Consider the following 24,698-nt stretch of genomic DNA (forward strand, 5'->3'; position numbering starts at 1 on the left):
TGCTCGACTCCCACGGGAGACCGATGGGCATGCGCGGGCCGATCGCACATCAGGTGTGCGAAGCCACTGCGGTACGCACAGTGTCTCGGCCTGAGATCGCCACGGGCAGTTCGGGTCCGCCGCCGCCGGGCAGGCCGAACCGGCCCTGCGCCGCTACCCGCCGATCCGCGGGCACCGCACGCTCGTCGGGTGGAACCTCATGAACCACCGCGCCGCGACTACCGGCACCGAACGGATGCATCGCTATGACCGTCCGCCCCGCCGGGCGGCCGCCGAGCGCAGGTCGGCACCTGGGGCTGCGGCTGTGCTCACCCCATCCTGCCGTGAGACCGCAACGCGCAGTACCTATCTCGGACACCCATCTGGTCGCCGTCGACCCAGCTGCCGCGGTGCGCTGCTCGGCGGATGTCCGCTGACCGTATCCGCCCGGACCCTCGAATCCGCGCACCGCTACAACCGTCCGCCCCATGCGGCGGGCAGCTTTTCAGGAGGTATCCGTTGACCGCCAAAGCCCAGCCGGCCGTCGCCACGGCGACACCAGCGCCGGATCCGGCGGCCGAGCAGTCGGGTGCCGACCTCGCCGAGCGCATCGCCGCGGTGGAACTCGCGGACGTGGGCAAGATCTACGCCGCCGGTTCGGTGACCGCGCTGTCGGAGGTCTCGCTGACCGTCGCCGCGGGCGAATTCGTCTCGCTGATCGGCCCTTCCGGCTGCGGCAAGTCGACCCTGCTGCGCATCATCGCCGACCTCGAGCAGCCGACCGGCGGCACCGTCACGGTGCACGGCAAGACCGCCCGCCGCGCGCGGATCGACCAGGACTACGGCATCGCCTTCCAGCAGTCCGGACTGCTGGACTGGCGCACGGTGCAGGCGAATGTCGAACTGCCCCTGGAACTGCACAAGGTATCGAAGAGCGAACGCCGCGCGCGCAGCGCGGAACTGCTGGAGATGGCCGGGCTGACCGACTTCGCCAAGCGCTATCCCGCCGAACTGTCCGGCGGCATGCAGCAGCGGGTGGCGATCGTGCGCGCGCTGGCCCCGAAGCCGTCGCTGTTGCTGATGGACGAACCGTTCGGCGCGCTCGACGAGATGACCCGTGAACGGATGCAGGGTGAGCTGCTGCGCATCGCGGGGGAGACCGAGGCCGCGGTGGTCTTCGTGACGCACTCGATCCCGGAGGCGGTGTTCCTGTCCGACCGGGTGGTCGTCATGTCGCCGCGACCGGGGCGGATCACCGAGATCGTGCCGACCGGCGGCTGGGGCAGGCGCGACGCGGCGGAGGCCGGCGACGACGTGCGGTCCAGTCCGGAGTTCTTCGAGGCGGTGGCCGCGGTGCGCGAGGCGCTGCGCGGCGGTCACGGCGACCCGCTCGCCGGGCGGGAGGTGTGATGTCCTGGAAATCGGTGCTGCCCTGGCGAACGGTGTTGCCGCCGGTGCTGTTCGGCGTCGGCGGGCTGGCGCTGTGGCAGGTGCTCACCGTCGTCGCCGGGGTGCCCTCGTTCCTGCTGCCCGCGCCCACCGCGATCGCGAGCGAGTTCACCGGGAACTTCGGTCGCATCGCCGACGCCGCGACCGCCACCGGAACCAATGCGCTGATCGGCCTGCTGGTCGGCGCGGTGCTCGGCATCGTCGCGGCGATGCTGGCCGTGCGGTTCCAGCTGGTCGAGGGACTGCTGACGCCGCTGTCCGCCGCCGCGGCCGCGGTGCCGATCGTTGCCCTTGCGCCCCTGCTGAATTCGATGTACTCGACCACCACCGACACGCCGCGCCGGATGGTCGTCACCATCGTCGTGTTCTTCCCGATGTTCGTCAGCACCGCGCGCGGCCTGCGCCAGGTCCCGCAGGTCCACACGGACCTGATGACGTCGTACGCGGCGGGCGGCTGGCAGATAACCCGCACCGTCCGGCTGCCCGCGGCGCTGCCGTACCTGTTCACCGGCCTGCGCATCGCCGCGCCCGGCGCGGTGATCGCCGCTATTATCGCCGAATATTTCGGCGGATTGCAGAACGGTCTGGGCAGCCGCATCACCTCCGCCGCCGCCAACACCGCCTACCCGAGAGCCTGGGCCTACGTGGCGGGCGCCGTGCTCGTCGGCCTGCTGTTCCTCGCCGCCGTCCTACTCCTCGAACAACTCACCCGTAGACCCCGCACCACCCTCTGGAGAGCTAGATGATGAAGTCCCCCAAGCGATTCCGTGCCTGTTTGGCGCTCGCCGCGCTGGCCGCGGCCGCGCTGACCGGTTGCAGCACCACCGACGGCGGGTCCACCACCACCGCCGACGGGCTCACCAAGGTCAAGTTGCAGCTGCAATGGTTCAAACAGGGACAGTTCGCGGGCTACCTGGCCGCGGTCGACCAGGGTTTCTACAAGGAACAGGGCCTGTCCGTCGAAATCCTCGACGGCGGAACGGATATCGTCCCGCAGACCGTGCTCGCCCAGGGCCAGGCCGACTACGCCATCGCCTGGGTGCCGAAGGCGCTGGCCTCCCGCGAGGCGGGCGCGGGCATCACCGATGTGGCGCAGATCTTCCAGCGTTCCGGCACCAAGCAGGTCTCGTTCAAGTCCGAGAACATCCCCGACGCGGCCGCGCTGCGCGGCAAGACGGTCGGAAACTGGGGCTACGGCAACGAATTCGAGCTGTTCGCCGGCATGACCAAGGCGGGCATCGACCCGGCCAAGGACGTCAAGCTGGTGCAGCAGCAGTTCGACATGAACGCCTTCCTGGGCAAGGATATCGCCGCCGCGCAGGCCATGTCCTACAACGAGTACGCGCAGCTGCTGGAGACCAAGAACCCGGCCACCGGAAAGCTGTACACGGCAGACGATTTCGCGACCATCGACTGGAACGCCGAGGGCGTCGCGATGCTCCAGGACGCGATCTGGGCCAACACCGAGAAGCTGAAGGACACCAAATATCAAGAGCAGACGGTGAAGTTCATCGCCGCCTCGCTCAAGGGCTGGATCTTCTGCCGGGACAACGTGGACAAGTGCCGAGACATCACCGTCGCCGCGGGCAGCACACTCGGCGCGTCCCATCAGCAGTGGCAGATCAACGAGGTGAACAAGCTGATCTGGCCGTCGCCTGCGGGCATCGGCATGGTCGACAGCACGGCCTGGTCCCGGACCGTGAAGATCGCCAAGGACACCAAGAACCAAGAGGGCGCAACGGTTTTGAAGAAGGACCCCGATGCGAGCGCCTACTCGAGCGACTACGTGATGAAGGCGCTGGAGCAGCTGATGGCGGCCGGCGTCGATGTGACCGGCGCGGGCTACGCCCCGAAGCAGGTCACGCTCACCGAAGGGGGTAAGTGAATTTGACCGATCACGTCTTCTATCCGTGGGCCGCGCAGGCCGAACTGAATCCGCCGACCATCGCCGGCTCGTCCGGCTCCTACTTCTGGGACGACAACGGCAACCGCTATCTCGACTTCTCCTCGCAGCTGGTGAATGTCAATATCGGCCACCAGCATCCGGACATGATCGCGGCGATCATCGCGCAGGCCCAGCTGCTCACCACCATCTCGCCGACCGTCGGCAACGCGGCGCGCAGCGAGCTGGCCGGGTTGATCGTCGAACGCGCGCCGGGCGAGCTGAACCGGGTCCTGTTCACCACCGGCGGCGCGGAAGCGGTGGAACACGCGGTGCGGCTGGCCCGTAGCTTCACCGGCCGCACCAAGATGCTCTCCGCCTACCGCTCCTATCACGGCGGCACCGGCGTGGCGATCGGGCTGACCGGGGAACCGCGCCGCTGGGGCGCGGAGCCGACCAACGTCGACGTGGTGCGGTTCTTCGGGCCGTACCCGTACCGATCACCTTGGGGGACAAGCACTCCCGAGGAGGAGACGGCGGCCGCGCTGACCCATCTGCGGCAGGTGATCGAACTGGAGGGTCCGCAGAACATCGCCGGGCTGATCCTGGAGACGGTCGTCGGGACCAACGGCGTGCTGATTCCGCCGCCGGGCTATCTGGCCGGGGTGCGGGCGCTCTGCGACGAATTCGGCATCGTCTACATCGCCGACGAGGTGATGGTCGGCTTCGGCCGGGTCGGGGAGTGGTTCGCGGTGCAGGCGTTCGACGTCGCGCCGGATCTCATCGCCTTCGCCAAAGGCGTTAATTCGGGCTATGTTCCGCTCGGCGGCGTGCTGATCGCCGAACGGATCGCGCAGCGCTACGACCACACCGTCTATCCCGGCGGCCTCACCTACGCGGGCCATCCGCTGGCCTGTGCGGCGGGCGTCGCCTCGATCGGCATCTACGAGCGGGACGGGATCCTCGAGCACGTGCGCTCGGTGGGCGCCGATGTGCTCGGAAAAGGCTTGCAGGAGTTGGCAACCCGGCATCCGAGCGTCGGCGAGGCGCGCGGGCTCGGCTTCTTCTGGGCCCTCGATCTGGTGCGGGACCCGCGGACCAGGGAACCGCTGATCCCGTTCGCCGCCGCCGGTGCGGCCGCCGAGCCGATGGCGAAGGTGACCGCCGCCGCGAAGGCCCGTGGGCTGTGGCCGTTCACCGCCGGCAACCGTTTACAGATCGCGCCGCCGCTCACCACGTCGGCCGACGACTTGCGGATCGGTCTGGAGATCGTCGACGAGGTGCTGGAGGTCGCCGACGAGTACGTGGCCTGACCGGCCGCGAGGAGGCCCCGCGATCGATCGTCTCGCGGGGCCTCGGCGTGGGGTCACTCGTCGTCGGCGTCGAGTTCGCGGAACACGGCCAGCGCGGCGGGTTGACTGGCGAAGTACAGTCGCTTGGCCTTGTGGTTGACCTCGCCGTCGGTGGCCAGCGAGACCGGATCGCCGTCGACCTGAACGTCCAGGCGTCCGACGCGCTGATGCACGTATGTGTCCGAGCGGTTCAGCGTTCCGGTGAAGGTGGCGAAGATCAACCGGAGGCGGGAGAAGCGAAGGTCCGCGCGGAGATAGCGGACGTCCAGGGTGCCGTCGTGTATGCGCGGACGCGACATCGGGATCTGGTCGGCGGGGTGGTACGCGCCGTTGCCGAGGAACAGCATCCAGAGGGCGCTGTGCTTGCCGTCGAGCGTGGCGTGCAGCGGTTGCGCGCGGAACAGCACGCACAGCATGGCGATTCCGGCCGCGGGCCACTTGCCGATCCGGCGTTCCCAGCGCTCGCGCAGGCGGACGAAGTCGGGGTAGCCGCCGAGGCTGGCGGTGTTGATGAAGGTGCGTTCCTCGGCATCGTCCAAGCGGACCCGGGCGGTGTCGATGAGCACGAGCTGGCCCGAATCGAGGGCGGCCAGGGTGGTGACGGGGTCCTCCACGCCGATGTCGCGGGCGAAGTGGTTGAGCGTCCCGCCGGCGAACACCGCCAGCGGAAGGTTTTGGCGCACAGCGGCTTCCGCGACCGTCGACACCGTCCCGTCGCCGCCGAGCACGCCGAGCGCGGCGACCTCGTCACTCTGCACCCGCGCATCGATCTCGGCGACCAGGTCGATATCACCTTCGAGTTCGAGGATCTGCGCCGCGGGCAACCGGCCGCGCAGCAGATCGGCCAGCTCACCGCCGTCGTCGGTGCCCGAGGACGGGTTGACCACGAACAGCAGCCCGCGCCCCTCGGGCAGCGGCTCGGTCCGCTTCGCCGGACCCAGCGTGGCGGGCTCGTCGTCGCGCACCGCCCACCACCGCCTGGTCGCCAGCGCGACCCCGGAACCGAGCGCCGCCCCGACCACCACGTCGGAGGGCCAGTGCACGCCGATATGCACCCGCGAATAGGCCACCGCGACCGCGAGCGGCGCGATCACCGCGGCCGTGCCGGGCGACTCCAGCGCTACCGCGGTGGTGAACGCCGCCGCCGAGGCCGCATGGCCGGACGGGAACGACGACGACACCGGCGGTTTGACCAGCCGCCGCAGCAGCGGCACCGCCTCCACCGGCGGACGCCGGCGCGGGAACAGCGGCTTGGCGACGCCGTTCGCGACGCCGCTGGCCAGGCTCACCGCCGCGAGACCGCGCACCGCGCCGCGCCGCTGGGCCCGGCCGCCGGCCACGAACAGGACGGCGGCGATGCCCATCCAGAGGCGACTGTGGTTGGCGCTCATGCTGAGTGAGCGCAGGAGCTGGTCGGCGGGCGACGGCCGCAGGCGCGCGGTGCGCTGCACCAGGCGGCGGTCGAAGGCGTTGATCGTACGGAGTCGTTTACGCATCGAATCGAGCTTATCCAGCGGACGGACAATCAAACGGTGTCGCGGCTCCTTTGTCGGCCGTGGCGTGAATGCCGCTCGGTACGCTGCTCGCATGACATCTGGGCCGACGGAGATCTGGCACAACCCGCAGTGCTCGAAGAGCCGCACTGCCACCAAGTTCCTGGACGAGGCCGGCGTCGAGTACTCGGTGCGGCGCTATCTCGACGCGCCGCCGACCGCCGACGAACTGCGGGATGTCTTGCGGCGCCTGGACGCCGGGCCGTGGGACATCACCCGCACCGGCGAGCAGATCGCCAAGGACCTCGGGATGTCGAAGTGGGGGCGCACGCCCGCCGATCGGGACCGGTGGATCGCGGCGCTGGCCGAGCATCCCCGGCTGATCCAGCGGCCGATCGTGCTGACCGCGGACGGTGGCGCGGTCGTGGCGCGCGACGACGCCGCGTTGCGGTCGCTCGAATAACCCGTCAGTACCCCGACAGTGGTGTCCCTGCCGCCGCGAATCAGGCGGTAGGGTCGGCTTTTATGAAGGTACAACTGCGCCACAACCCGGCGTCCACCATCGCGCGGTGCTTCCTCGCCGGCGGCGAGCCGATGCGGGTCGAAAGTGGCGCCATGGTCGCCCATTCGGCGGGAGTCACGTTGGCGGCCAAGGCCGAAGGCGGCATCCTGGCCGGGCTGAAGCGCTCGGTGCTGGCCGGCGAATCGTTCTTCGTCTCGACATTCACCGCGCCGCAGCAGGGCGGCTGGGTCGACGTCGCGCCCGCGCTGCCCGGCGACATGCTGAACTTGCAGATCACCCAGGACCGCCCGTTCTTCATCAGCCGCGGCGGCTGGATCGCGAATTCCCATGGCGTGCAGGTGGAAAGCAAGTGGGGCGGGTTCGCGAACCTGTTCGGCGGCGAGGGCGGCTTCGGTCTGCGCGCGCACGGCGAGGGCGAGATCGTCGTCGGGGTGTTCGGCGCGATCGACGTCATCGATCTGCAGCCGGGGGAGCCGATCACCATCGACACCGGGCACGTGGTGGCCTACGACCTGGCGATGAACTTCACCATCCGGCGCGCGGTGGTCGGGCGGTCGATCCAGTCGCTGAAGTCCGGCGAGGGTTTCGTTTTCGACTTCGTCGGGCCGGGGCGGGTGCTGCTGCAGACGAGAAATCCTGGCGCTTTCGCTGCGTGGGCGAGTTCGGTAGCCTCCTCCGGGTAATCGCCCCATTGATAGACCCGACTTACGGAGAACCATGGAATTGCTCGAAGTTTTTGCCAACATTGCCACCACCCTGCTGTCCCTGGGGAGCGGCAGCGCGGCCTGACCGCGTAGTTGAGTAAGGCGAGCGTCCGGGGGTAGCGCTCAGGTGAGAAGATCGCCGACGAGTACCCGGGTGTCCGGCACGAACGGCCAACCCGGGTCTGCCAGGTGGGCACGCAATTGCGCGTCCGTCCACCACCAGCCGTCGGCGATCTCCTCGACCTGGTGGCGGATCGGTCCGTCGTAGCGCAGTTCGTAAGCGAAGAGATGGCAGCGCATGGGGCGGCCCTGCCACTCACCATCCCAGGCCACCTCGGCCGCGGGCCGCAGCGCATCAGCGCTGGTCAGCGTGATGCCGAGTTCTTCGGCCAATTCCCGGACGGCCGTGTCCTCCGGCGATTCTCCGGGGTCGATCACCCCGCCCGCCAAGCAGTCGTGCAGGCCGGCGAAGACCATCTTGGTGTCGGTGCGGCGATGCACGTAGATCCGCTCGCCGTCGCCGGAACGCAGCAGCACACCGGCACTGGCGTGCCACATTCCGTCGCGGTAGACCGCGGCCCGATCGGCGGCGCCGACCGCCTGACCCGCCGCGTCGTAGACGGCGATCATCTCGGACTTCTGCTGCACTGGTTCCGGCTGCGCTGACACCGGTCGAGAGTAGCGTTAGGCTCGCTCGCAGACTCGAGAGAGGATCGCGCCGATGGTGCTTCCCCGCGCACTGGCGAAATTCAACCGGCATGCCACCAATCCCGCGGCGGGTCTGTTCGCCGGCCGCGTCCCCGGGTTCGCCCTCTTGCAGCACAAGGGCCGCAATTCCGGTCGCGAGTACCGGACTCCGGTCGCGGTGTTCCGGCGCGGCGGCGTCTACCGTATCGGACTGACCTACGGACGCAACGTCGACTGGGTCAAAAACATCAGTGCGGCAGACGATTTCACAGTGCACACCCGCGGCCGAACCATCAAGCTGACGAATCCGGCTGTGCTGCACGACCCTTCGGCCCAATGGGCGCCCGCGGCCGTCCGTCCATGGTTGAAGGCGTTGTCGGCCGAGTACTACGTCGAAGCCCGGCCCGCGGACGAATAGCGGTTCGCCGCAGATCAATTGCGTCGGTGGCGCCTGGAAGTCACCTCAAGCTCGACGTGTCTTTCGCCGACTGGAGTGCATGATGCGAAACGTAGCGGTGTCGTTGGACGAACGCTCGTCCTCGGCCGCATGGCAAATGCGGTATCGCGGCCTTGAGTTCGATGTGGCCAGGGTGCCCGGTCGAACTGAGAATGAAGACTTGGTACCGGCCATCGGACCAGGTCGGTGAGGCAAGGCTGGCGTTGATCGCAGCGCCGATCTTTCGATCGTTCCGGTGCGAGTCGCCGGTCAGGCCGGACAAACGCGTTGCCTCGGCGCTGCTCCATTCGACGTTGTCGCGGTGATGGAGGATGCGCGCGACCGCCGGCTTGATCTCTTTGTCCGCGTAGAAGGCGATGTACTTGCTGGCTGACCCTCTCGTGGCGCTCGAGCCACTCCCGGGCATCCGGGCTGATCCATTCAACGAGAGTGAGCATCTCCTCCAGTTGGAACAGGATGTCTTGGGAGAGTAGGGAATCGTGGTGGGCGAGTCGATTCCGAAACGGCCGAAGCCGCTCCAGCTTGGCGGTGACGTTCTTCCGCCAGCCCCGTCCAGAACCCGAAGGAGACTCCCGCGATGATCTGGTCGCGGGAATCGCGGTTGGGGCTGACTCCGCGCAGTCGTGTGCGGGTGGCTTCGATGGCATTGCTGATCGCTTCGTGGGATCCGCCGGTGACGGACGGGAGCCCGCTGTGATCGCTGCGTTCCACGCGTAGAGCTGAAGGGCTAGGTCGGTGTCGCCCCCGCACTCGCGCAGGTAGGGAGCCATACGCTCGTCGGTGAGGAGTGCGACGAGGTTGGCTTGTGTGGAGGTAGACACAGCGGCGGTCACGGCGCTAGATGATATCGTTAACGACGAACGCCCCAGGCCGCCTCTGCTCGCAAGCGACCTGGGGCTCCCTTGTTTCTGTGGGACATGTGCCTGTTCTCACTCGTTCGCCGACCACGACCCACGCGCTGTGATCGGTCGGCAGATTGTCGCTCGGCGTCGAATCTTCTTGTCGGGCAATGCTGTCGGTGCCTCGCGATACAGTTCGGCGATGATCTTGCGAGGGAAACGCTGCTCCGGCCGAACGGGGGAGACGCGCGTGGGAAAACGGGAGGGAATCATGGTGACGAAGACTGTGGCAATGGGGTTCGTGGTGCTGGCGGCGAGCGGGCTCGCGATGCTGGGCGGGGCGGGTTCGGCGGTGGCTGACGCGCCGCAGCCCAGGGTCTATCCCGGGCTGTCGATGAGCGAGTGCTTGAAGCTCACCGATGATGCGCGGCGTAAGGGTGCTGTCACCGCGCAGTGCCTGCCGGATGGTCCGAACAAGAAGGCTGTCATCACCTTTCGGTAGCTGATGGCCGGGGCGGAACCGCTGGGTTCCGCCCCGGGCGCGACTCAGTACCTCATCGGCGACGGGACGCCTTCGCGCCGGGTTTCGGGGCCGAGCCCGCGTGCACCGACTTCGCCCTGGGTTTCCGCGCCGACTGGGTGCGGACGGGTTTTGCCTCGGTCGTCGACTGCGCATGGGCCGGCTTGGCAGCGGACTGCGCGCGGACCGGTTTGGCACCCGGCTTGGGGGTCGACGGTGCGCGGTTGGGCTTCGCGCCCGGCTTGGGCGCGGACTCCGCGCGGGCCGCCGCGACCCGCGCTGCCTCGGCCGCGGCCTCCGCATCGAGGCGGTGGTACACGAAGTGTTGTTGGGCCAATGTCCACGCGTTGTTCGTGACGAAGTAAAGCAGGATCGCCACCGGCACCAGCGCGCCACCGATCAGCGCGAACGCCGGGAAGGCCCACAGGCTCAGCGGACGCATCAGCGGAATCTGGGTGGTTTGCTGCCGGTTCAGCGACGCCCGCGCGGTGAAATGCGTTGCGACAGCGGCGATCAGCATCAGCGGGACGGCCACGACGGCGACCGTTGCCAGGAGATCGCCCGCACCGCCGAGGATGGCCGAGAGCGGGGCGCCGAACAGCTTCGCGTGCAGGAAGGACTGCACGTCGGTGGCGCTGAACACGTAGTTGGGCGTCGCGGCGTTCTGCTCCGGCGTCATCGGGGTCGGGGTGGCCTGGAAGGGCAGATGGCTGAGGCCCGCGGTGCGGTCGAACGAGCGCAGTACGTGGAACAGGCCGATGAATACGAAAACCTGACCGATCATCGGAATCAGTGTCGCGAAGCTATTGATGCCGTTCTCTTTGTACAGCTTCTGCATTTCCTTCGCTTGCAGCGCGCGATCATTTTTGTATTTTTGTTTCAGTCTGGAAACATCGGGTTGCAATTTTTTGACAATTGCTTGGGTGCGCGCTTGTTTCAAGAAAGGTACAAACAGGACGGCGCGGAGTGTGAGTACGAGAAATATCACCGAAAGCACCCAGGCGAGACCGCTGGCGGGCCCGAAGGCGGCGGCGAAGAGGTAGTGCCAGACCCAGAGAATGGCGGACACGGGGTAATAGACGAAGTCGAGCATGGACAGCACCTGACTGTGGGCGTGCGTACGCGCACGAGAACGGAAGGGGTTGACGACAACGCCGACGACGCCCCGCAGCAGGTGCGGAGACTGTCGTCAGGCGGTCGGGAACCCTGGTGCTCGTGGGCGCGGACGCCCGGGAGTGTCCGGATTGCTCTGGCGCAGGAAAGAACCACGCCGGCGTCGCTGCGCGGACGGTGGCGGGCCGGAACCGACCTGGACCAGCGGCAGCGCGGCGGTGGTGTGCAGGGTGGCCAGCGCGACGAACAGCGACGCCGCGACCACACCGACCACGGCCACCGAGCCGGGCTCACCCGCCGGTATCGCGAAGAGCACGAGCGCGGGCAGCACGAATGCGACAACCGCATACGCCATCAGCTGAGCCCGCGAGATCATCCTCCGAGCATACTGGCTCCGGGCGCGACAATGCCCCGCCGTCCCGGCGGATACCGGAACGACGGGGCAGTCGAGGAGTTCAGCTCAGAGGCTGATGTCCCAGTCCACGTCGCGGCTCATCATCGACGGCGGCAGCCCGAACGTGCGCCGGCACGTCCGGGTCAGGTGCGAGCTGTCCGCGAAACCGGCCGAGTCGGACGCGGTGTCGACGTCGTCACCGGCCATGACGCCGTTCATCGCGATGTAGAGGCGCAGCCAGAGGATGTAGCGGCGCAACGGGATCCCGACCTGTTCGGTGAACAGATGGGTCAGCCGGGTCGCCGAGATCCCCAGCTGCCGCGCCACATCGGAGCCGCGGACCGACCCGTCCTTGACCATGTCGGGCAGCAGCTGCAAGGCCGCGGTCACCACGCCGTGCCGGTCGTCGAGGCCGACGGTCGCGTTGTCCCGCAGCAGATCCGCGAGCACGTCGGCCACGTGCCCGGCCAGCCTGCCGTGCGCGGGATCGACGTTCAGTGCCTGCACCCAGCCGTGCAGGTGTGACCGCCGGTCGGCGGCCGCACCGGCGATGGTCTCCGGATCGAGATAGATCGCGACACCGTGCCTGGCCCCGCCGCAGACCCGGTGCGGCGCGTCGGTGGGAATGATGATGTGCGTGCCCTGCTGGCGCACGCCGCTGCCGTCCACCACGGAGATGGGGGTACAGGCGGCCATGATCTGCACGGCGTGATGGGCGTGTAGTTCCGTCGGTAGGATTTCGCCCTCGAACGCCAGAATGCCGGGCCGGAGTAGCGCAGTGCCCTGCCACTGTGCCGTGTCGGTGGCATCGGCGTCCGATGACGTCGAGAAGTCGTTGCTGACCAGAGCCTTCATCATCGGACGCTCCCGGCTTTCACGAGGGAATCCCTCGCTGGATCCTGTGCTGAGACTATCGGGTTCGGCTCGTCGGCCGTCGTAGTTTGTCGATCGCCGGAGGTCGAACGGGTCTATCGTTCCGCGACCCGGCACCCACGTCGTAGCGGGTGCCGGACCGACGGGTCGAGACGGGTTGACGCTGGGCGAGTATCGGCCCGTCATACCCGGACCGAGATCGCGGCGGACAGGGTCGCGGCGACCTTGTCGAGGAACTCACCGATCAACCGCCCGGAGGTAGGGGTGGTGGGGAAACGGGTGCGCAGGGCGAGCCCGTCGTCGGTGCGGGTGAACCACAGCTGCACGTCGTCCAGTGGCGCGCTGCGACTGAGCTGGCCCGGATTCCGGGGCACCGTGCGGGTCGTGTCGCTGCGCGAGCCGCCCGGTAGCCGCCGGTAGTCGGTGTAGGAGACGCTGAACAGATCCTGCCGGCTCCGGCGCAGGTCAGCGCCCATCGCGGCGAGTACGCGGCTGGCCGGGACCTGCGCCAGCCGCTGCCCAGACCGGACCGCGTCGTCCGCCGACTGCGCGGTCGCGCAGAAGTCGTGCGCCACCGGCACATGCGCCGGCGCGTTCGACACCAGCCAGCCGAAGGTGTTGTGGTGCCGCGGTTCCCGCCGGGTGTGCACCGGGAACACCAGGTCGATCCCGGTGCGCCCGCCGAGCTCGGCCGCGGCCATCGCGACCGCGGCCAGCAGCGCCGCGAACATCGAGTACCCGTCGGCCCGCGACTTGCGATGCAGCGCGTCGGTGGCCATCGCGCCGAGCAGCAGCCGGACATCGCTGCCGAACGGCGCCAGCGTCCCGGCCGGGACGCCGAGATCGAGCGGGAAGTGCGGCAGGTCGTTGCCCGCGGCGTGCAGGAAGTCCCGCCACGAACGGATCAGCGGACCGGTCGCCGCCGCCGGAATGGCGGCCTCCCTGGTCGAGTAGGACAGGAAGCTGCCCGGCTCGGGCAGCCGGTCGGCGGCCGCGACGGCAGCGTCGTGACCGTCCTCGCAAGCGGCCCGGTAGAGCTCGTCCAGCTCGGCCACCGCGATGGTGATCGACCAGGCGTCACACACCGCGTGGTCGAATCCGCAGACCACCGTGGACGTTTCCGCCCGGCTGATCGCGCCGAGGAAATACGGCGCGAAGGTGAACGGCGAGCACGCCTGATCGAGCCGGCCGCCGAGGACGGTGCGCAGGTCCTCGGTGGTCGCGGTCTCGACGGCGGGCTGCGGGACGAGCCGGATGTCGCTGTCCACCACCACGTGCACCGACGCAGGCTTGCCGTCGGCGGGCGGTTCGAAGCTGCAATGCAGCGCGTCGTGGCGGGGCAGCCACACCGAAAAGGCCGTCTGCAAGGCGGATTCGTCGATCGGGCCTGCCACGTCGAAGGTCGCGGCGAGCCAGGTCGTCGGCCCGCCCGAGGACAGGTGGATCGCCTGGTTGGAGGACGGGGGTGTGGCGTCGGGCGTCGGTCCGGGCTCGGCGACCGCGGACCATTCGAGCAGGGTGCCCGGTGGTGCATTCAGTTGGTCGAGAAAAAGCAACTGCATCATGACCTCGCGAGAGCTGGTGCGGTGACCGCGAAATCGCCGGTTTCGGCGATGGCGCGCAAGGTGGTCCGGATCTGCCCGAGATAGTCGGCGGCCGACTTGTGCGCGACCGGCGTGTCCGGGTACATCATCGTGACGTGCAGCCGCTCCAGCTCGCGGTTGAACCAGATGGGCGAGGTCTGCCCGATCTTGCTGCGCGAGCCGAGACCGTTGATCCCGGAGACGCCGGGCATCGCGGCCTCCAGCGCCGGTCCGGACACCGCGCGCATGTCCAGGTAGGACACCCAGGGCCAGTCCGTCGTGACCGGCAGCGGCGATCCGGTGAGCGCGGCCGCCCGGTCGAGCGCGGCATGGATCGGCACGTTGGACAGCGGCTTGGTCCAGTCCAGCGCGACCCCGGCCCGGCCGATCAGCTCGGTGAACCGGTGCGCCCCGTCGAGCTCGAACGCGATCGGCATCAGGTTGATGAACCAGCCCTGCGCGAGCTGATACTGCGGCTCGCTCCGGGTGCCGACCACGTTCATGCCCAGATAACTGGTCCGGCCCGCGAATTCGAGCTCGGCCAGGGCGACCGCGGCGTAGAGCCCCGCGGAGAACGAACCGCCCGCGTTCTTGCAGGCCGCGGCGAACGCGTCGATCTCGGCCGCGTCGAGCATGTCGACCTTGGTGCCGAAGCTGTCGGCGACCGCACCGGGCTCCAGGCCCAGCTCGATCGGCAGCGGACGCACCTGATGCCCCTTCTCGGCGAGCAGGCCCGCCAGCTGCTCCAGCTCCGGCGGCTGGGCGGCGACCGCGGCGCGCTCGGTCCTGGCGAACTCGACGTAGCTGCCGACCGGCGGCAACACGGGCTCCTGGCCGGTGCTGAACGCCGTGTACAGCGCATGGAATTCGTAGGTGGAGGTGAGCACCGACATACCGTCGGTGAACGCGTGGTCGGCGCTGTAGACGATGGTGAATCCGTCCGCGCCGTGGTCGATCGCGCAGCAGACGATCGCGGGCCAGCGGGTCGGATTCGCGTTGGCCTTGAACTTCGCGACCAGGGTGTCGCGCAGCTCGCCGCTATCGGTGAAGGTGGCCAGGGTATGGGTTTCCAGGTCGACCGCCGCCGGGTCGAGCAGGTACCTGGTCAGCCCGAATCCGCCGTCGGACTCGTCGATCCGGAACCACGAGCGCAGCGTCTCGTGGCGTTGCAGGAACGCGACGTAGGTGCGGCGCAGCGCCTCCGCGTCGAGCGGGCGGGCGACCGTGAAGCAGAACGACAGCTCGGAGGCGAGCGGGTCGTTGGACTGCCTGCGCGCCGACCAGCGGCGGATGTGCGATTCCTGCAGGTAGGTCGCGGGAATGTCGGAGGGCGCGGTGGTTTCGGTGGCCGCCTGGCTCGCCGCCGTGGTGGTGAACTCGAGTAGCACGCCGGGTTTCGGCTGCCAGTGTTCGGTGAGGGTCATCTCTACCATGACAGCGGCGCTCCTTCGATCGGACGGATTCGGGCATCGCCGTAGCGGGTGAGCTCGGCGAGGAGGTCGCGCATGCGCAGCACATGGCGGTGGACATCGCGGGTTGCCTTGGTGGTGCCCGGATAACGCATGTTGAGCGTCACGCCCAAGGGGGTACGGGCGATCCAGAAGTAGAACTCGTTGGTCGAGACGTTGCTGCTGCGCAGGATGCAGGCACCGGTCTCGGTCCAGGTCGCCGCGCAGGGTGCGGAGCGGATGTCCATGTAGGAGACCATGAACGAGATGCTCGGCTGGGTGCCGAGCAGTTCGCACACCCTGGCGAACGGCACCGTCGCCGCGCTGTTGGTGCGACGCAGTTCCTCGCCCGCCGGGGCGATCAACTCGGCGAGCGTGCGCGCCGTGCCGCAATCGAGCTGGAACGGGGCGAGCCCGACGAACCAGCCGAGGGTCTCGGCCCACTGCGGGTCGGATCGGGTGTGCAGCGGGATCACCGTGCGGAAATCGCGCCCCGCGCCGAGCTCGGTGGTGGTCACCGCGAACGCCGCGAGCAACAGGGCGAACAGGCCCTGGCCGTGCTCGCGCGCTATCCGTGCGGCGGCGTCGGCGGCATCGGCGTCGAGCACCTCGACGGACAGGGTCCGCTGCGGTGCCCGGCGGGGTGCCTCGGCGGTGTCGACCAGATCGATCGGCGCCGCCGCGACCCGGCTGAGCGTGCCGGCCGGGCTGTCGTTGTAGGTGTCTTCCAGGAAGAACGTCCGCCAGGTGTCGACCGCGGGATGGTCGGCGGTGGTCGCCGCGGCGCGAATGCGTTCGTCCTGGCTGAAGTCGACGTAGCTGCCGGTGTCGCGCAGCTGTGCGGGTTCACCGGCTCGGGCGGCGTTGTACAGCGCGAGCAGTTCGCCGCTGGTCGAGACGCTGGAGTAGCCGTCCATGATCGAGTGGTCGGCGGCGAAGATGACGGTGACGCCGGCCCGGCCCGCGATGGTCACGCAGACGTAGGACGGCCACCGCAGCGGTGACGTTCCGTCGTCGATCAGGCTGTTGACCAGTCGATATGTCGCCATGGTCGAGGTCGGCGCGCCCGCGTCGACCGGTTGTACCCGGATCTCACCGGGCGGCAACGTGTATCTGGCCGGTCGGCCGCCCTCGATGGCGACATGCGAGCGCAGACCCTCGTGCCGGTCGATCCAGGCGTCCAGGGCGGTACGCCAGGCTTGCGGGTCGAGCGGTCCGTCGATCCGGAACGCGTGACCGAGCCAGTAGTGGCGGCGATCCCGTATTCGACTGTGTTCCACCGCATCTCGAAGATGATGCTCGTGATTATAGGAAACGGCGCGAGTATCTCGCGGCCAGTCGGCCCAGTGCGAAGTGGCAGTCGGGAGCCACTCGATCACACGGCCGCTCGGCAGCGGATAATCGGCCAGTTCGATGAATTCCATGACACACCTTCAGCTGCCCATCGGCGATCCCCTCAGCGCGGTAAGGGAAATGCCGATCCGAATAGTGACAAGAATTTCGGCCTGCATCCGAGAACTTTGTCCGAACGGTCCCGGGACGTCATCGTCGGACCGGAACGAGACAAACTGTAGAAGAAATTCTCGGTGAATGTGACGGTGAGCCTGATCACCGGTATTTGCCCCGGAATCGCGGACAACGGCGTTGCGGGCGGTGCAATAGCCGGTCTCAGCGCCGCTGCCAGCGAGGATGTGAAACGCTTAATGTTCAGGTAGCTGAGAGATTGCCGGACAATGTGTCTCAATGCACCTGGAATTCATCCCAGGTTTGCATGATCTTTACAGCTCCCGCTGTTGAAGGCTGGCTAAACGTGACCTGGGACGCACCCGGATCGGGCGATTCCGACCCGGGTGCGCCCGGTGTCTCAGCCGCCGAACGCCGAGGCCGGCGCGAGCGGAACGATCAGGCCCGACGGCCGGGCCGCGTCCCGGTGCAGCTGTTGGGACGAACCGAGCAAACGCGGCAAATCAGTCGGAATGGGCATAGTGGATGGGAAGGTACCGCTGGTGATCCGCAGCCGCAGTGCGTGTCCGGGCTCCAGGCGGTAGAAGGTCGGGCGGATCTTGATGTCCAGTTCGGTCACTTCCCCCGGGGTGAGCAGCTGCTCGGCGTCCTTGCGGATCACGTGTTCCGGCGCGTAGATCGTGCCATCCGTTGTACGCCAAGTCTTTTCGTCGTTCAACGTGCGCTGGCTGGCCAGCTGCGACCCGCCGGTGATGTTCACCGCCGAACCGTCCGGGCCGACATCGTCGAGCCACACCTGGAAGGCGGCATCGTTGCTGGTCGAGGACGCGTACAGGGTTACGCTGCTCGGCCCGGCCAGCACCGTCGGCTCGGTGACCGGGTCCATCGTGTAGCGGCGACCGGCGACCGGTTCCCGCACCCACTCCGTACACGGGTTGTAAGCGTTTAGCAGGCGGAACAGGAAGTCGAACAGCCCGGCGCTGTACTGGCCGAGGCTCTGCCGGTTACAGATGGTGTCGATGCCGGTGTAGTCCAAGCGATCCGACGCGTCCGCGACCGTCGGCGGCTGCGCGACCAGCCGGTCACCGTCGAAGTACCGCTGCTGCACGGCGGCCTGCTCGAACGGGTAGCGCGCGGTGGCGACCGCCATGTTGTTCGGGTCGATGACGTGCAGCGGGGTCTCGGTCCGGTCGATGCCGTTCGGAATGTCCTTGAGCCAGCGGTCGAACCAGGCCAGCGTGATCATGTCGGTGTCCATCCGCGACCCGGGCCCGAAGCCGAGCCCGACGTGATACCACGGACCCATCAGCAGCTGGAACCGTCCATCGGTGGCCTGCCCCGGCGCCATCGGCGCGAACTGGTCCTTGCCCGCCGCGAGGTTCTGCAACTGGGAGTAGTTGCGCCACGGGCCTTCCTGATACAGATCCCAGAGGCCGCCGACCTGGTACATGGCGATGCCGTTGTCGACGACCTTGTTCAGGTCGGTCTCGAACCGGCGGTCCTGCCAGAACTGGCCGTCGTAGGCCAGCGGGCCGCCGCCGTACGCCTCGATCAGCAACTGGATCGTGCTGTCTGAGGAGACCGCGGCCTGGAGATGGTCGACCAAGGTCTTGATGAACATCTGCGGCGACACCACCGCGGTGATGAACGGACCGATCAGGCTCAGGTACGGCACCAGCACCGAGATGGCGGTGAGCAGGATCGGGCTCATCATGCCGTCGTGGCCGAGCACCTCGTTGAAGATGTTGTTCGGCATGGCCATCGGCACGATCGCCTTCAACGGCGAACCGGGCGATACGGATTCGGCCGTGCGCAACGCGGACAGCGCGGGGAACGAGTACCCGTACATGCCGACCTTGCCATTGGAGCCGGGCAGCTTCGCGGCCCAGTCGACCAGCTGGGCGCCGTCCAGGCCGTCCTGCTGAGACGCGGGGTTCCACGCGCCGGTGGATCCGCCGGTGCCGCGTACGTCCGCGATCACCTCGATGTAGCCGCGGCGCACCAGCATGTCCTGAGCGCTGGTGGCCTGGTTGATGATTCGGCGCGCGTCCTTCAGCTGATCCGGCAGCGCGATGTGCAGGGTGTCGACCACGCTGGTCACCGCGGCCGCGAGCGCGCTCGACACCGCGCCGTAGGTGGTGAAGTTGACGACCACCGGGAACTCGCCCGCGGCGCGCTGACCGGTGGCGGGGTCGGTCGGGTAGCGCACCTCGGTCTGCAACTGGGTGCCGTCGGTGAGCGGAACGATATGTCCCAGTTCGTAAGCGATGCCGTAGCGCTCCGGCGTCGGGTGATAGTCGGCGGGCAGGCCGAAGTTGGCCGGTGCGTTGGGAACTGGGCCGGCGGTGGGCACCGCGTTTGCCGCGGGGGCGAGCTGAAGGATCAGTCCGACGGCGGTGACGGCGGCGGCAACCGGCAGGGAGCAGCGGAATGTCCGCGCCCGGAACGCAATTCTCAACTACCTGAACCTTTGCTGGGCTAGAGGGCGGTCCGACAGTCCACACCTGACTTCATCGTCGCTACACAGCACAACGCATAAGCGGGGTGCCGCAACACCGGCAATTCCCAGAGGGATTCGCCGTGTCTTTGTAAGAGTGCCTAAAAGTTGTGTTGCCGCAGTCGATTACGGCGCGAACGCGGCGGATTCGAGCCGCCGGGCCAGCCGGGCGGCGGACAGGGTCATCGCATCGGCGGGCCGATGCGGGTCGAGTCCGGTCAGCTCGTGTACCCGAGAAAGGCGGTAGGTCACCGTATTTCGGTGCACGTTGAGCTGTCGTGCGGTCGCCAGCTGATTGAATCCGCTGTCGACGAACACCTCCAGGGTCTCCGCCAGCATCGGCTGCGCATCGAGCGGCGCGAGCACCGAAGCGAGTCCCGGGCGGGCCGCGTCACTCACCGCGACCGTGTATTCGAACTGCAAATCCTTTCGGCGGCACAGGATTTCCCGCCGGGTAAGGCAGCGGCCCAGTTCGGCGAGCACGCGCGCCTCGGCGTACATGACCGGGATCGCGTCCTTGCTGCGCGCCGCGCCGACGCCGACCCAGTACGGCGGCGGTTCGGCCGGGTCCTGGGCAGGCAGCCGGGAGGTGAGCGCGGACAGCGTGGCCGAGCCGTCGTCGCCGGCTTGCAGCGGGATCAGCGCGGTCCAGCCGCCGGCGTCGAGTCGCAGGAACACCCCGGGAATCGCCTCCACCCGGTGCCGCAGCGCCGACGCGGGCCCGCCCCGGGTGCCGCACAGGCGGAACACCGCGACCAGGAAGGCGTCGGCCACCGGGATCACCGGATCGTTGGCCCACTCGACCGGGTCGCGGCCGGTGAGCAGCGCGTCGGCGATGCCGCGCCGGCGTTCGAGCAGTTCCCAGCGCGGGTCGTGCACGCGTTGGGTGGCCGCGGTGGCGATCCGCGAGGTGATCAGCGTGACGTACTTGAGCAGCATGAGCGAGGCGTCGAAAAGCAGCTCGCGCTCGGCCGGGGTGGCCGAGGCGCGCAGCCGCTCCCAGATGAACGCCGCGCCGAACCGGTAGCGCTCCAGCACCTCCGGCAGCGGGGTGCCGTCGCGCAACCGGTCCATCGCCAGCTCGACGAGTTCCCTGGTGTCCTCTTCCGCGGGCTCCTCACCGCGGACGAGGTAGTCGAAGAACAGGTCGACGTTGAGCTTGGTGCCCCGGGCGAAGTCGGTCTCCACCATCGACTGCGGCAGCCGCTGGTACGGCGGCAGCGCGGCGTAGAACGCTTCGAGCATCGACGCGGTCCGCCGATGGAGATCGTCGAACACCCGAGTCCGCGATGGCATCATGCTGTTCTTCTTCCCGGACTTAAGTCGAGTACAAGGTTTCGATGGTATCTGTGTAACCGCTGGAGATGGGCTTTCGCTTGAGTTTGCCAGTAGCGGTCAGGTAGTCGCTGCCGTTCTCCCAGACCTCCGGGAGCACGATGTACTTCCTGATCTGCTCGACCCGGGACAGCTTGCTGTTCGCCGCGGCGATGCCCTGCTCGACAGCGGTCAGGATGTCCGGGTCTTTGGACAACTCGGCGACGGTCTTGCCCGGCAGGTTGTGCCGCTGCGCGTAGGCGGCGGCCAGGTCCGGGTCGAGCACCAGCAGCGCGGTGTTGAACGGGCGCTGCTCCCCGATGACGACCACCGTGCCGATCAGCGAGCAGTTGTCGGTGACCGTGTTCTCGATGTTGGCCGGGGACATGTTCTTGCCCGACGCGTTGATGATCAGCTCTTTCTTGCGATCGACGATCGAGAGGTAGCCGTCGCTGTCGATGGTGCCGATGTCGCCGGTGTGCAGCCAGCCGTCGCCGTCGATCGTCTCGGCGGTCTTGGCCGGGTCGCCGCGGTAGCCGCGCATCACCATCTTGCCCCGGATCAGCACCTCGCCGTCGTCGGCGAGCTTGATCTCGGCGCCCGGGATCGTGGGACCGACCGTGCCGATCTTGACCCGTTCCGGCGGGTTGAGCGTGGCGCCCGCGGTGCACTCGCTCATGCCGTAGCCCTCGCACAGCGGGATGCCGAGGCCGAGGAAGAACTCGTGCACCTCCGGCGGGATCGCGTTCGAGCCGGTGACCGCGACGCGGACCCGATCGAGGCCGAGGCCGGTGCGGATCGAGGTGAGCACCAGCCGATCGGCGAGCGTGTACTGGAGCCGGTCGAGCGCGCCGAGGGTGCGGCCGTCGGAGGTGGCCCTGGCCTTCTTGCGGCCGACGCCGATCGCCCAGTCGATCAGGCGGCGCTTGACCGGCGACTCGGTGGCGAAGCGTTCCTCCAGTGCGCCTTTGACTTTCACCCACACCCGGGGAACGCCGAGGAACACGCTCGGGTGCACCTCGGCCAAAGCCGTTGCGACCTGCTTGAAGTCGGGCACCGTGGTGATCTGGCAGCCCTCGAGGATGGTCAGGTAGTGCGCGAACCAGCGGTTCGCGGCGTGCGCGTCGGGCAGGTAGGAGATCACCCGGTCGTCCGGGCCGCCACCGCCGAATGTGTCCAGGACACGGGCGTTTTCGATGAAGTTGGTGTGGATGAGCTCGACCCCCTTCGGCGGGCCGGTGGTGCCGGAGGTGTAGACGATGGTGAGCAGATCGTCCGGCTGCACCTTGCGCCAGGTGGCGTCGAAATCGAAGCCGCCCGCGGTGGCCCGCTCGACATCGGCGAGCGCGACGGTGCCCTCGGGCGCTTCGTCCACGCAGATCACGTGCTCGACGACGATGCCCTGCTCGGCGGCCTTGGCGACGGCCTCCAGGATCTTCGGCGCGAACTGCTTCTCGCAGACGACCGCCTTGTTGCCCGCGTTGCCGAACTGATAGACGAGCAGGTCGACCGGGTTGGTGTTGTACACCGAGAACGGTGTCGCGCCCGTGTGCAGGATCGCGGTGTCGCAGAGGTGGAACTCCGGGCGGTTGGTCAGCATGATCGCGACCGTGTCGCCGGGCTCGATGCCGAGCGCGGCCAGACCCGTCGCGATCGCCTGCACCCGTTCGCCGTACTCGCGCCAGGTGATCGAGATGGCCCCGCCGAGCGTGCGCAGCGCGACCGCGTCCGGGTACTTCGCGACGTTTGACTGGAACGCCGCACATAGCGTGTCCGGGCGGGCGGCCGCCGGGACTGTCGATGAAACCAAGAACCTAACCTCTGCTAGCGAAGGGCCGAGGTCATGCCCGGTCGTGTGGGGACGGGGATGACCTCATCGTCATCTATCAGCAGAACGCATGAGAGAGCGTGTGCGCTAGCGACAAACGCGCAGAGTGTGGCGCACGGCATTGTGCACTTGACCAAATTCGCGTCCGGTTGGTCGCTAACGACCCGCGTAGCTCAGCCTGCCTCGCGCGCCCGGGGCGCGCGAGGGCAGTTCCGGTCAACGGGATGACATTTTCAGCCGCAGGCCGGCCAGTTTCCCGGGTGGTCGAGCGGCAGGCCCGGGGTGGCCATCGTGGCGGCGACGGCCGGTGCGAAGCAGTTGTCGCCGGCGCTGCCGAGGCGGCCGCCGCCGAAGTCGAGCACCGAGCCCGGGCCGAGGGTGCTGTCGCTCCGCCCGAGGGTGATGGGGCCGGTGAAGCGGGAGCGCTCGATCTTGCCGGTGATCTGGGCCAGGTCGCCGACGGCGCGGACGTGCAGGTCGGCCACGGTGGTGTCGGCGACGGTGGTGTCGGAGATGTCGAACCGCATGGTCGCCTTGGCCGGGGCCGGACCGGCGGGGGAGTAGGCGTAGACGCCGATGCCGTCGGCGCTGCACCGGCTCAGCTGCGCGTTGCGCAGGGTGAGGGCGGTGGTGTTGTCCCGGCCGAAGCTGGCGGAGAACAGGCAGCTGCCGAGATTGCCCGGCACCAGCGGGTTGAGCGCCGCGCCGGGGAAGCTGGAGCCCGACGCGGTGAGGCCGTCGATGGTCATGACGTGCCGGGCGCCCTCCGTGCTGAGATTCAGGTTCTGCACGATATCGCCTGGGACATCGAGGAATTCGCTGTCGGTGAGGGTCACCTCGCTGTCCGGGGTGCCGTTGCTGGTGACGAATTCGATGCCGTTGGCGGAGAGATGGCCGCCACCGTGCCGATAGCTGTTGCGGTCGATGGTGATTCGCATGCGGGCGCGGTCGGCGGCGTTGACGAAGATGCCCTCGCTGTCCGCGGCGGCGTTGAGCGGATCGTTCGCCGGGAGCGCGATGCCGCGCTGGGTGTTGCCGCGCAATGTGGCCGTGAGCGAAGAGGTTCCGGTGCTCTGCAAGCCCAGGGCCAGGACCGACAGCTTGGCGATGCCCTCGTTGATGTTCTGGGTCAGGTTGTCGGTGATGGTGGCCTCGACCTCGGCCGAGCCGGTGGTGCGCACGTCGATGCCGTCGCCACACACGGTGTCGTGCACGGTGTTCCGGTCGAGGGTGAGGGTGCTCGCGCCGGCGTCCGAGTCGATCATGATGCCCGCCCAGCCGTTGTTCAGTGCGACCACGTTCGGGGCGACCGGGAGCGACATGCCGAACGGGACGCCGATCATCGGCGGGAACGGCTGCACCACGAATCCGTCGTGGCAGGCGCGGTTGGTGGCGGCGACCGTGTTGCCGGTCAGGACCGCACTGCCGACATTGCGGCCGTAGATGCCGCCGCGCTGGGCGCTGGTGACGGTGAGGTCGCGGACCTCCGTGTCCGGGGCCAGGCGGACCGCGTCGCCGTCGTTGGCGGCGGTGGTATTGGCCACGGCCGCAACGCTTCCGGGCGCTTCGCGGCCGAGGAGGCGCTGGCCGGGCTTGAGCGCGAGGCCGCCGTCGAGCGGGGGCGTGCCGACCGGCGCGGGCAGCACGACGATCGTGTCACCGGCGCCCGAGGCCTGCTGCACCGCCTGCAAGGAATTGAAAGGCGTTGCTTCCGTGCCGTTTCCGCCGGCCGCGGCGGTCGCGCTCACGAACCAGGTCTGGCCGGGATCGGCGTTCGCGTGCAGCGGAGCGGCGCCCACGGCGAGCGCGCAGCACAGCACGCTGGCCGCGGCGAACCGCGGTGACGACAGTGTCATGGGGGCCTTCCGGAGTTCTCGGCGATGCCGCGCACCGCCGTGAACTCCAGCCCACCCCATGACCCGACCGCGTGGTATTGACAGATTGCCGAACCTGCCGCCGATTCTTTGTGCCGATGCCCGGGGGCGTCAGGCGACGTCTACGCCCCGCCAGAAGGCGACGTAGTTCTTGATGTGCGCGGCTTCGGGTTTGGGATCGGGGTAGTACCAGGCCGCGTCGGGGTTGGTTTCGCCGTCGACCACGACGGTGTAGTAGCTCGCGGTGCCCTTCCACGGGCAGAACGTGTTCGTCTCGGATGGCTTGAAGAACTCGGTGTGCACGGAGTCGGGTGGGAAGTAGTGGTTGCCTTCGACGATGACCGTGTCGTCGCTGCTCGCGAGGACGCGGCCCTGCCAGGTTGCCGTTGCCATGACATCGATTCTGCCTGAGTGCCGGAAGTGCC

Annotated in this window: 23 protein-coding genes; 8 read left to right on the forward strand and 15 right to left on the reverse strand. The window is 68.3% G+C overall.

The window, feature by feature from the left end; translation table 11 throughout:
* Positions 1 to 49: 49 nt before the first annotated feature.
* Positions 50 to 241 (reverse strand): hypothetical protein, encoded by a 192-nt coding sequence (locus tag F3087_RS25580; protein WP_150404571.1) that lies wholly within the window; start codon positions 239 to 241, stop codon positions 50 to 52.
* Positions 242 to 498: 257 nt separating this feature from the next.
* Here F3087_RS25580 and F3087_RS25585 point away from each other — a divergent pair, with 257 nt between their 5' ends.
* Genes F3087_RS25585 through F3087_RS25600 form a run of 4 tightly spaced genes read left to right on the forward strand, consistent with a single transcriptional unit; the run spans position 499 to position 4,623 of the window.
* Positions 499 to 1,389, forward strand: a complete 891-nt coding sequence (locus F3087_RS25585) for an ABC transporter ATP-binding protein (RefSeq protein WP_150404572.1) — start codon at positions 499 to 501, stop codon at positions 1,387 to 1,389.
* A complete protein-coding gene (locus F3087_RS25590; RefSeq protein ID WP_191094132.1) occupies positions 1,389 to 2,174 on the forward strand; it encodes an ABC transporter permease in 786 nt (261 codons plus the stop codon). Before F3087_RS25585 ends, F3087_RS25590 begins: the two co-directional genes overlap by 1 nt.
* On the forward strand, positions 2,171 to 3,313 hold the full coding sequence (locus F3087_RS25595) for an ABC transporter substrate-binding protein (RefSeq protein ID WP_150404573.1): 1,143 nt from the start codon (positions 2,171 to 2,173) through the stop codon (positions 3,311 to 3,313). The genes F3087_RS25590 and F3087_RS25595 overlap by 4 nt, the downstream gene beginning before the upstream one ends.
* 2 nt (positions 3,314 to 3,315) lie before the next feature.
* Positions 3,316 to 4,623, forward strand: coding sequence for an aspartate aminotransferase family protein (locus tag F3087_RS25600; RefSeq protein ID WP_150404848.1), 1,308 nt, complete (start codon positions 3,316 to 3,318; stop codon positions 4,621 to 4,623).
* A gap of 53 nt (positions 4,624 to 4,676) precedes the next feature.
* On the opposite strand, the gene F3087_RS25605 is transcribed toward F3087_RS25600, so the two are convergent.
* Positions 4,677 to 6,158: a bifunctional phosphatase PAP2/diacylglycerol kinase family protein gene (locus F3087_RS25605; RefSeq protein ID WP_150404574.1), complete on the reverse strand. Its 1,482-nt coding sequence runs from the start codon at positions 6,156 to 6,158 to the stop codon at positions 4,677 to 4,679.
* Positions 6,159 to 6,249: 91 nt separating this feature from the next.
* On the opposite strand from F3087_RS25605, the gene F3087_RS25610 reads away from it, so the two are divergent.
* Together F3087_RS25610 and F3087_RS25615 are read left to right on the forward strand one after the other, a co-directional pair.
* Positions 6,250 to 6,618 (forward strand): arsenate reductase family protein, encoded by a 369-nt coding sequence (locus F3087_RS25610; RefSeq protein WP_150404575.1) that lies wholly within the window; start codon positions 6,250 to 6,252, stop codon positions 6,616 to 6,618.
* Between the two features lie 62 nt (positions 6,619 to 6,680).
* Positions 6,681 to 7,361 (forward strand): TIGR00266 family protein, encoded by a 681-nt coding sequence (locus tag F3087_RS25615; protein ID WP_150404576.1) that lies wholly within the window; start codon positions 6,681 to 6,683, stop codon positions 7,359 to 7,361.
* Between the two features lie 144 nt (positions 7,362 to 7,505).
* On the opposite strand, the gene F3087_RS25620 is transcribed toward F3087_RS25615, so the two are convergent.
* Entirely contained in the window at positions 7,506 to 8,012 is a 507-nt protein-coding gene (locus tag F3087_RS25620; RefSeq protein ID WP_150404849.1) for an NUDIX hydrolase, read from the reverse strand.
* Positions 8,013 to 8,103: 91 nt separating this feature from the next.
* On the opposite strand from F3087_RS25620, the gene F3087_RS25625 reads away from it, so the two are divergent.
* Positions 8,104 to 8,487 carry a nitroreductase family deazaflavin-dependent oxidoreductase gene (locus tag F3087_RS25625; protein ID WP_150404577.1) on the forward strand — a complete coding sequence of 128 codons (384 nt, stop codon included), beginning with the start codon at positions 8,104 to 8,106 and terminating at the stop codon, positions 8,485 to 8,487.
* A gap of 40 nt (positions 8,488 to 8,527) precedes the next feature.
* Here the strand turns inward: F3087_RS25625 and F3087_RS25630 are convergent, their stop codons facing one another.
* Complete coding sequence (locus F3087_RS25630) at positions 8,528 to 8,932, reverse strand: hypothetical protein (RefSeq protein WP_223885328.1); 405 nt, start codon at positions 8,930 to 8,932, stop codon at positions 8,528 to 8,530.
* A gap of 704 nt (positions 8,933 to 9,636) precedes the next feature.
* Here F3087_RS25630 and F3087_RS25635 point away from each other — a divergent pair.
* Entirely contained in the window at positions 9,637 to 9,867 is a 231-nt protein-coding gene (locus F3087_RS25635; RefSeq protein WP_150404578.1) for a hypothetical protein, read from the forward strand.
* A 52-nt stretch (positions 9,868 to 9,919) separates the two neighbouring features.
* Here F3087_RS25635 and yidC read toward each other — a convergent pair whose 3' ends face one another.
* The 11 genes from yidC to F3087_RS25690 form a co-directional block, all read right to left on the reverse strand.
* On the reverse strand, positions 9,920 to 10,978 hold the full coding sequence (yidC, locus tag F3087_RS25640; protein WP_150404579.1) for a membrane protein insertase YidC: 1,059 nt from the start codon (positions 10,976 to 10,978) through the stop codon (positions 9,920 to 9,922).
* A gap of 96 nt (positions 10,979 to 11,074) precedes the next feature.
* The gene (locus F3087_RS25645) at positions 11,075 to 11,374 is read right to left on the reverse strand and encodes a DUF6412 domain-containing protein (protein WP_150404580.1); all 300 of its coding nucleotides are present in this window, start codon (positions 11,372 to 11,374) and stop codon (positions 11,075 to 11,077) included.
* A gap of 84 nt (positions 11,375 to 11,458) precedes the next feature.
* The gene (locus tag F3087_RS25650) at positions 11,459 to 12,250 is read right to left on the reverse strand and encodes a helix-turn-helix domain-containing protein (protein WP_223885329.1); all 792 of its coding nucleotides are present in this window, start codon (positions 12,248 to 12,250) and stop codon (positions 11,459 to 11,461) included.
* A gap of 197 nt (positions 12,251 to 12,447) precedes the next feature.
* Positions 12,448 to 13,827: a condensation domain-containing protein gene (locus F3087_RS25655; protein WP_191094133.1), complete on the reverse strand. Its 1,380-nt coding sequence runs from the start codon at positions 13,825 to 13,827 to the stop codon at positions 12,448 to 12,450.
* The gene (locus F3087_RS25660) at positions 13,827 to 15,281 is read right to left on the reverse strand and encodes a condensation domain-containing protein (RefSeq protein ID WP_150404582.1); all 1,455 of its coding nucleotides are present in this window, start codon (positions 15,279 to 15,281) and stop codon (positions 13,827 to 13,829) included. The genes F3087_RS25655 and F3087_RS25660 overlap by 1 nt, the downstream gene beginning before the upstream one ends.
* Positions 15,275 to 16,720 carry a condensation domain-containing protein gene (locus tag F3087_RS25665; protein ID WP_150404583.1) on the reverse strand — a complete coding sequence of 482 codons (1,446 nt, stop codon included), beginning with the start codon at positions 16,718 to 16,720 and terminating at the stop codon, positions 15,275 to 15,277. The genes F3087_RS25660 and F3087_RS25665 overlap by 7 nt, the downstream gene beginning before the upstream one ends.
* Positions 16,721 to 17,160: 440 nt before the next feature.
* On the reverse strand, positions 17,161 to 19,218 hold the full coding sequence (locus F3087_RS25670; protein ID WP_150404584.1) for a CocE/NonD family hydrolase: 2,058 nt from the start codon (positions 19,216 to 19,218) through the stop codon (positions 17,161 to 17,163).
* Between the two features lie 165 nt (positions 19,219 to 19,383).
* Positions 19,384 to 20,556, reverse strand: a complete 1,173-nt coding sequence (locus tag F3087_RS25675; protein ID WP_150404585.1) for a PucR family transcriptional regulator — start codon at positions 20,554 to 20,556, stop codon at positions 19,384 to 19,386.
* 19 nt (positions 20,557 to 20,575) lie between these two features.
* Entirely contained in the window at positions 20,576 to 22,381 is a 1,806-nt protein-coding gene (locus tag F3087_RS25680; protein WP_150404586.1) for an AMP-dependent synthetase/ligase, read from the reverse strand.
* A 251-nt stretch (positions 22,382 to 22,632) separates the two neighbouring features.
* On the reverse strand, positions 22,633 to 24,255 hold the full coding sequence (locus tag F3087_RS25685; protein ID WP_150404587.1) for a hypothetical protein: 1,623 nt from the start codon (positions 24,253 to 24,255) through the stop codon (positions 22,633 to 22,635).
* Positions 24,256 to 24,384: 129 nt separating this feature from the next.
* Entirely contained in the window at positions 24,385 to 24,666 is a 282-nt protein-coding gene (locus F3087_RS25690) for a DUF427 domain-containing protein (RefSeq protein ID WP_150404588.1), read from the reverse strand.
* Positions 24,667 to 24,698 lie beyond the last annotated feature (32 nt).

The sequence above is a fragment of the Nocardia colli genome, from assembly GCF_008704205.1.
GTDB classification, from domain to species: domain Bacteria; phylum Actinomycetota; class Actinomycetes; order Mycobacteriales; family Mycobacteriaceae; genus Nocardia; species Nocardia colli.